The sequence below is a fragment of the Halopseudomonas sp. genome (assembly GCF_041579695.1).
Taxonomy (GTDB): Bacteria; Pseudomonadota; Gammaproteobacteria; order Pseudomonadales; family Pseudomonadaceae; genus Halopseudomonas.
On the sequence record NZ_JBFGFI010000015.1, the window covers coordinates 20,364 to 27,080 of the forward strand.

Genomic DNA, 6,717 nt, shown 5'->3' on the forward strand with positions numbered 1-6,717 from the left:
TAGCAATTGTTCAGCGCACTTGAAGACCCTGAAGGGCCACTGAAAGGCTTTTGTCGCAGCGATTCAACAGCCAAACCCGGCGGGCCGATTAAAGCCCGATAGAATACCACAGGGCACGCTGAGGAGGGAGCCGAAACACGCCCGGGAGACTGCGCAGCACCCCGCAGTCCCCAATTGGCATGAACGGCCTAGTGCAGATGCCTGTGGCTCATCAGATCGGCCAGCTTTTTCGCATCCGGTCGCTCGATGACGCCTTTCTCGGTGACAATCGCGTCAACCAGGTCGGCTGGCGTGACATCGAACACCGGATTGAACGCCGGAACGCCAGTATCTACAGACTGATCACCAAGCATCAGCAGCTCGTTGGCGGACCGCTCTTCGATGATCACGTCATCGGCGTTTTCCAGCGCCATATCGATACTCGAGCTGGGGGCCACGACCATGAAACGCAAACCGTGGTGCATCGCCAGAATGGACAGCGCATAGGTACCGATCTTGTTGATCACATCCCCATTGGCGGCAATCCGGTCGGCACCGACAATCACCCAGGTAATCTCGCGGGTTTTCATCAGATGCCCGGCTGCAGCGTCCACGTGCACGCAGGCGCTGATACCCTCGCGCTGCATCTCCCATGCGGTCAACCGCGACCCCTGCAGCCATGGCCGGGTTTCGTCGATGAATACGGTATCGACCAGCCCCGCTTCATGGGCGGCACGAATGACCCCGAGGGCCGTGCCGTAACCGCCGGTTGCCAGCGCGCCGGTATTGCAATGGGTGAGCAGATTCTGCGGGGTCTTGTGGTGCTTGCGGATCAGCTGCATGCCCAGCTTGCCCATGGTCAGGTTGGCTTCGTGATCACTCTGATGGATTGACCGCGCCGCTTCCAGCAGCCGCGCCGGCACATCTGCATCCGGCGCCAGACGGCCGAGACGATCGCGCATCAGCTTGAGCGCCCAGGACAGATTCACCGCGGTGGGACGAGCTGCCTCGAGAAGCGCGAATGATTCGGCCAGCGCCCCCGACCAGTCGTCGCTTTGCCCAATGAACCGCGCCTGCAACGCGATGCCATAGGCCCCAGCGATACCGATCGCCGGCGCTCCGCGCACCAGCATGTCGCGGATGGCGGCTGCAACCTGGGCCGCGTCAGTGCAGTCGACGTACACCTCACTGGCCGGCAGCAGGCGCTGATCAAGCAACCGCAGGGCATTGTCCCGCCAGGCCAGCGCACTGAAACTGTCGGCAACAACGGGTTGAACGGCTTGCTGCATGAATAACTCCCAAAACATCATTATACCCGCGGCGACCACGCGCTGACGAACATCGAAATGAAATGCCGCTGCACGGCGGATCAGGCAGACGTTATACTGCCGGGCATGATCCAAGACGAACTCCCCATGACGCCACTACCCGACCGGGTCGACCTGCTGATCCTGCCTCGCTGGATCGTGCCCGTAATTCCCGCCGGTACGGTGCTTGAAGACCACGCCCTGGCGGTACACAAAGGCCGCATTGTCGGCATCCTCACGCGCGCCCAGGCCGCCAATGTCGCGGCCAGTGAACGACGCGAGCTGCCTGACCAGGTACTCATCCCGGGACTGATCAACGCGCACGGTCACGCCGCGATGAGCCTGTTCCGCGGCCTGGCGGACGATCTGCCGCTGATGAGCTGGCTGCAGGAGCATATCTGGCCGGCCGAAGCGCGCTGGGTAAACGAGGACTTCGTCCGTCTGGGTACCAGGCTGGCCATCGCCGAGATGCTGCGCGGCGGTACCACCTGTTTCGCCGACATGTACTTCTTTCCCGATGTTGCTGCCGAGGCGGCAATAGAAGCTGGCATGCGCGCACAGTTGGCCTTTCCGGTGATCGACAACCCCATCCCGGGCGCCCGCGACAGCGCCGAAGGTATCTCCAGGGGGTTGAAGCTGCGCGATGAGATCAAGCATAACCCGCTGATCAATGTCGCTTTTGGCCCGCATTCGCCCTATACCGTGGGTGATACCACGCTGGCCAATGTGCGGATGCTCGCCGACGAACTGGAAATGCCGGTGCACATGCACGTGCACGAAACGTCAGGAGAGGTTTCGGACGCTATGAGCCAGAGCGGTCAGCGCCCACTGCAGCGCCTGAAGGCGCTGGGCTTGCTGAATCCGCGGCTGCAGGCGGTGCACATGACACAGATCGACGAAGACGACCTGGATTTGCTGGTCAGTCATGGCGTTTCGGTAATTCACTGCCCGGAATCGAACATGAAGCTGGCCAGCGGCATATGCCCAGTGCAGCGACTGCTAGAGGCTGGCGTCAACGTGGCCCTGGGCACTGACGGTGCGGCGAGCAACAACGACCTGGACATGTTAGGCGAGATGCGTACCGCCTCGCTGCTGGCCAAGAGCAGCAGCGGCTCGCCAACTGCACTCAATGCCCACCAGGCATTGCATATGGCAACAATGGGCGGCGCCATGGCGATGGGGATTGCCGAGGAAACCGGCTCACTGGAAGTGGGCAAGGCCGCCGACATCACTGCGGTCGACCTCTCGGGCCTGGTGCATCAACCGGTCTACCACCCAGTCTCGCAACTGCTCTATACCTGTCACGCGAGCCAGGTCTCCCATGTATGGGTTGCCGGGCGGGAAAAGCTGCGCGCCGGCCGGCTGATACTGCCGGATCAGGACGGGCTGCTCGCGGCGGTCAATCAGTGGTCACAACAGATTCTACAAAGGGATGAAGAAAATGCTTAACGTCGATCGTGCCGAAATCGCGAAATTCGAGGCCCTGGCCAGCCGCTGGTGGGATCGCAACAGCGAATTCAAGCCGCTGCACCAGATCAACCCCTTGCGCACCAACTGGATAGAGCAGAAAGCCGGTCTGGCCGGCAAGGAAGTGCTCGATGTGGGTTGTGGCGGTGGCATACTCGCTGAGGCCATGGCGCTGCGGGGAGCCACCGTGACCGGTATCGACATGGGCGAAGCGCCGCTGGCCGTGGCCAGGCTGCACCAACTGGAGTCTGGCGTCGAGGTCGATTACCAGCAGACCACCGCCGAACAGATGGCCGAGCAGCACCCGGGGCGATTCGACATCGTCACCTGCCTGGAAATGCTCGAGCACGTACCCGACCCCAGCTCGGTCATCCGCGCCTGCGCGACCCTGGTCAAGCCCGGCGGGCATGTATTCTTCTCGACCATCAATCGCAACCCCAAGTCATTCGTGTTCGCCATCGTCGGCGCCGAATACATTCTCAAGCTGCTGCCCCGCGGCACACACGAGTTCGCCAAGTTCATCAAACCGGCTGAACTCGGTGGCTGGTCGCGAGACGCAGGCCTGGATATGCAGGACATCATTGGCCTGACCTACAATCCGCTTACGAAGGTCTACAAGCTCGAGCAGAACGTCGATGTGAACTATATGGTTCACACCCAGCGGAGCCTTTGAACGCATGCTGACCAGTGTTCTCTTCGATCTGGACGGCACGCTGATCGATACCGCAGATGACTTCCTGGCGATTATCCGCGCAATGCGCACCGAGAGTGGTCTGCCGGCCGTGGACGACGACCTGGTCAGACATCGGGTATCCGACGGCTCGGCCGGCATGCTGGCGGCAGCCTATTCGCTCGGAGCGGAGGATTCACGCCTGGCCGAGCTACGCAGCGATTTCCTGCTACGCTACGAGCGCGACCTGGCCGTTCATGCCCGCCTTTACCCCGGCATATCGGAACTGCTCGAGTGGCTGGAAATCGAGGGCATTCCCTGGGGCGTTGTGACCAACAAGCTGAGTCGGTTCAGCACCCCGCTACTGGAAGCCGTCGGGCTCGGCAGGCGTTGCCGCAGCCTGGTCTGCCCCGACCATGTTGTGCAAGGCAAACCACACCCCGAGTCATTGCTCAGGGCCTGTCGCGAGATGGGTGCCGAGCCACAGCATTCGGTATTTGTGGGCGATCATCTGCGTGACATCCAGGCGGGCCGCGCAGCCGGCATGGCTACGGTCGCAGCCCTTTATGGTTACATCCCACCAGACCAGGACCCGACTCACTGGCAAGCCACCCACAGCATTCAAAGCCCCGCCGAGCTACGCCCATGGCTTGAGGCGCGACGCACCCAGGAGACATCCGATGTTTGATTACCAAGCGCCACAGAATCTGCTAACCGATCGTATCATTCTGGTTACCGGGGCTGGAGATGGCATTGGCCGAGCCTGTGCGCTCAGCTGTGCCGCCCACGGCGCCACCGTAGTCCTTATTGGCAGGACGCCTGCCAAACTCGAGGCGGTGTATGACGAAATCGAAGCGGCCGGCTATCCGCAGCCTGCAATGTGTCCGTTGAACCTGGAAACGGCGCTGGAAAAGGATTATCAGGATCTGGCCGACCAGCTGTTCGACACCTTCGGCAAACTAGACGGTCTGGTGCACAACGCTGCACAGCTCGGCCCACGTACAATGCTCGACAATGTAAAGGCCGAGGCCTGGCTGCAGCTCATGCAGGTCAATGTAAACGCACCGTTTCTGCTGACCAAGGCGATGATGCCCCTCCTGCGCCAGGCAGGTGACGCATCGGTGGTATTCGTATCCTCCAGCGTCGGACGCAAGGGCAAGGCCTATTGGGGGCCGTACGCGGTGAGCAAGTTCGCTCTGGAAGGCATGATGCAGATCCTGGCCGACGAGCAGGACGGCACCAGCGCGATACGCGTCAACAGCCTCAACCCAGGTGCTACGCGGACCGCAATGCGCAAGGCCGCCTATCCGGGCGAGCCGCCGGAGAAAAACCCCGAGCCCGGTGAAATCATGCCGGCCTTTCTCTACCTGCTGGGCCCTGCTAGCACCGGCGTCAACGGTCAGGCCCTCGACGCCCAGTAGGCGGCATTTTGACATTGCGCTGGCATCGCACCGCCCCTTCCAGCGGGCGATGCGGCAATTTCCTGCCGCCCACGGCAGCTCACCGGCAAAAGTTTTTATTAAATACCTGTTTTTAAAGACATTAATCATGATGGCACGCTCCCTGCATTAATCCGGTTACACCATACCGGCGCGCAGGGCTGCACATGACACTGACCCAGGGAAACACCATTGATTTCGACTCGGCCCGACTCAAGCTGAGCGCGGGAGCCTCGGCCGTCGCGGTCGCGCCGGTAGAGAATCCCCAGCGCAGCCTGGCCATGGTGCAGGACAAGCTGACCCACAGCCTGCAGACCTCGCTGGAACTGGACCGTATTCTGGAATTGTTCTTTCAGGAGCTCCGCGGCTTTCTTGATCTTGACTGCCTCGAATACAGGCTCGACGGGGTCGAAGTACACCATCGCGTAGGACAACCGAGCCTGCATCGCTGCAGCTACCGATTGATCCATGTCGGAAGCTTTCTTGGCGAAATCCAGTTCAGTCGGAAAAAGCGTTTCAGCGAGACGCAATTGATGGCTCTGGAAACCCTTCTAGGCAATCTGCTTTATCCTTTGCGCAATGCGCTGCTATATCGCGAGGCGGTGTTCAGCGCCCACAACGATAGCCTCACCGGCGTGGGCAACCGCCTGGCCATGGACCGCGCACTCGATCGAGAAGTAAAACTGTCCATCCGCAATCGCACCAGCCTCTCACTATTGGTGCTGGACATCGATTACTTCAAACAGATCAATGACCGCTACGGACACGCATGTGGGGATGAAGCGCTCAAGGCAATAGTCAATTGCACGCGCAACTGCCTACGCGACGTCGACGACCTGTTTCGCATGGGTGGTGAGGAATTCGTCATTCTGCTCAGTAACACACCCGCCACCCAGGCTCGAATGGTCGCCGAACGCATCCGCAATACCATCGAGCACATGCAATTCGAATGGGACGGCGCCTCGATCCCGATGACCGCCAGCCTGGGCGTCACAACCCGCCAGGTCGACGAAGGGAATCGGGAGGTACTGGATCGCTGCGACAAACTCATGTACAGCGCCAAGCGTGCCGGCCGCAACCGGATCGCTTGCTGAACCTCAGTGTTTGGTAGCCAACAATTCCTTGCTGGCAAGGTAGTGCTCGAAGAGTTGGTTGGCGTTCCCCAGCGACATTAGGTGCGCATACACCCAACCGAGAAACCCTTCTTTGTTGAGCTCGATTACCTGATCGTCTTCCAGCTTTAAGAACGCTTCCTCGTCAACTGCGAGGAAATCCTTCAGCATGAAGCTCTCTCCATTGGTATGCGTGAGTTTCAATGTACGGGGAACCATCAGATTCATCGCCTGGAGCTGGGTTACGAAACGGCGGGTGCGCTGCATTTCCGCATTGAAGTTTTGCAGGAAACTGATCATTTCATCCAGATAAGCCGTATTTTCTCCCTGTTCAGCAAATAATTCGCGCCCATCATCTTCATTCCAACCCGAGTAGGACTCATCAATACAGACAGTAAACTGCTCGTCATCGCCCTGCGCGAGCACGAAGGGATAGCGACGAATAAAGGCCGGAATATAAGTATTGCTGCGCCACTGACCCTCTTCACCAATGAACATGTTGAGCCCCTCACGCAAGCCTAGCAAGGCAATAGGGCTGACGTTATCACCTTCACCGATGAAAACTATCGGGTAGCTGCGAGCGGCCTGAAAAAACTCAAGGCCAGCCAAAGGTACTATGTGGGTATCGGCTGCGAATCGGCAATCACCTGACGTTTTCAGCTTCAAAGCCTTGTGTTGATCACGATTTAGAGCCCTGATTTCCTTATATAAAAGCAATGTCGACATCCTTTTTCCCCAATTAT

At 59.6% G+C, this 6,717-nt stretch carries 7 protein-coding genes; 5 read left to right on the forward strand and 2 right to left on the reverse strand.

The features are described 5' to 3' along the window. Nucleotides 1-188: 188 nt before the first annotated feature. Entirely contained in the window at nucleotides 189-1,289 is a 1,101-nt protein-coding gene (mtnA, locus tag ABYA88_RS05335; RefSeq protein WP_373185946.1) for an S-methyl-5-thioribose-1-phosphate isomerase, read from the reverse strand. Nucleotides 1,290-1,394: 105 nt separating this feature from the next. Here mtnA and ABYA88_RS05340 point away from each other — a divergent pair, with 105 nt between their 5' ends. From ABYA88_RS05340 to ABYA88_RS05360, 5 genes are all read left to right on the forward strand, one after another. Next, nucleotides 1,395-2,735, forward strand: coding sequence for a TRZ/ATZ family hydrolase (locus ABYA88_RS05340; RefSeq protein WP_373185935.1), 1,341 nt, complete (start codon nucleotides 1,395-1,397; stop codon nucleotides 2,733-2,735). Then, nucleotides 2,728-3,426: a bifunctional 2-polyprenyl-6-hydroxyphenol methylase/3-demethylubiquinol 3-O-methyltransferase UbiG gene (gene ubiG, locus ABYA88_RS05345; protein WP_373185936.1), complete on the forward strand. Its 699-nt coding sequence runs from the start codon at nucleotides 2,728-2,730 to the stop codon at nucleotides 3,424-3,426. Before ABYA88_RS05340 ends, ubiG begins: the two co-directional genes overlap by 8 nt. 4 nt (nucleotides 3,427-3,430) lie before the next feature. Continuing rightward, nucleotides 3,431-4,111, forward strand: a complete 681-nt coding sequence (locus ABYA88_RS05350) for an HAD family hydrolase (protein ID WP_373185937.1) — start codon at nucleotides 3,431-3,433, stop codon at nucleotides 4,109-4,111. Beyond that, on the forward strand, nucleotides 4,104-4,844 hold the full coding sequence (locus ABYA88_RS05355) for a YciK family oxidoreductase (RefSeq protein WP_373185938.1): 741 nt from the start codon (nucleotides 4,104-4,106) through the stop codon (nucleotides 4,842-4,844). The genes ABYA88_RS05350 and ABYA88_RS05355 overlap by 8 nt, the downstream gene beginning before the upstream one ends. A 185-nt stretch (nucleotides 4,845-5,029) precedes the next feature. Beyond that, nucleotides 5,030-5,956, forward strand: coding sequence for a GGDEF domain-containing protein (locus tag ABYA88_RS05360; protein WP_373185939.1), 927 nt, complete (start codon nucleotides 5,030-5,032; stop codon nucleotides 5,954-5,956). A gap of 3 nt (nucleotides 5,957-5,959) precedes the next feature. Here the strand turns inward: ABYA88_RS05360 and ABYA88_RS05365 are convergent, their stop codons facing one another. Then, complete coding sequence (locus ABYA88_RS05365; protein WP_373185940.1) at nucleotides 5,960-6,700, reverse strand: SapC family protein; 741 nt, start codon at nucleotides 6,698-6,700, stop codon at nucleotides 5,960-5,962. Nucleotides 6,701-6,717: the final 17 nt, after the last annotated feature.

What these genes read in the sequence shown, in the direction of transcription:
- ABYA88_RS05355 (WP_373185938.1), top strand. Translation starts at nt 4,104, where the DNA reads ATGTTTGATTACCAAGCGCCACAGAATCTGCTAACCGATCGTATCATT.
- ABYA88_RS05340 (WP_373185935.1), top strand. Translation starts at nt 1,395, where the DNA reads ATGACGCCACTACCCGACCGGGTCGACCTGCTGATCCTGCCTCGCTGG.
- ubiG (WP_373185936.1), top strand. Translation starts at nt 2,728, where the DNA reads ATGCTTAACGTCGATCGTGCCGAAATCGCGAAATTCGAGGCCCTGGCC.
- mtnA (WP_373185946.1), bottom strand. Translation starts at nt 1,289, where the DNA reads ATGATGTTTTGGGAGTTATTCATGCAGCAAGCCGTTCAACCCGTTGTT.
- ABYA88_RS05365 (WP_373185940.1), bottom strand. Translation starts at nt 6,700, where the DNA reads ATGTCGACATTGCTTTTATATAAGGAAATCAGGGCTCTAAATCGTGAT.
- ABYA88_RS05350 (WP_373185937.1), top strand. Translation starts at nt 3,431, where the DNA reads ATGCTGACCAGTGTTCTCTTCGATCTGGACGGCACGCTGATCGATACC.
- ABYA88_RS05360 (WP_373185939.1), top strand. Translation starts at nt 5,030, where the DNA reads ATGACACTGACCCAGGGAAACACCATTGATTTCGACTCGGCCCGACTC.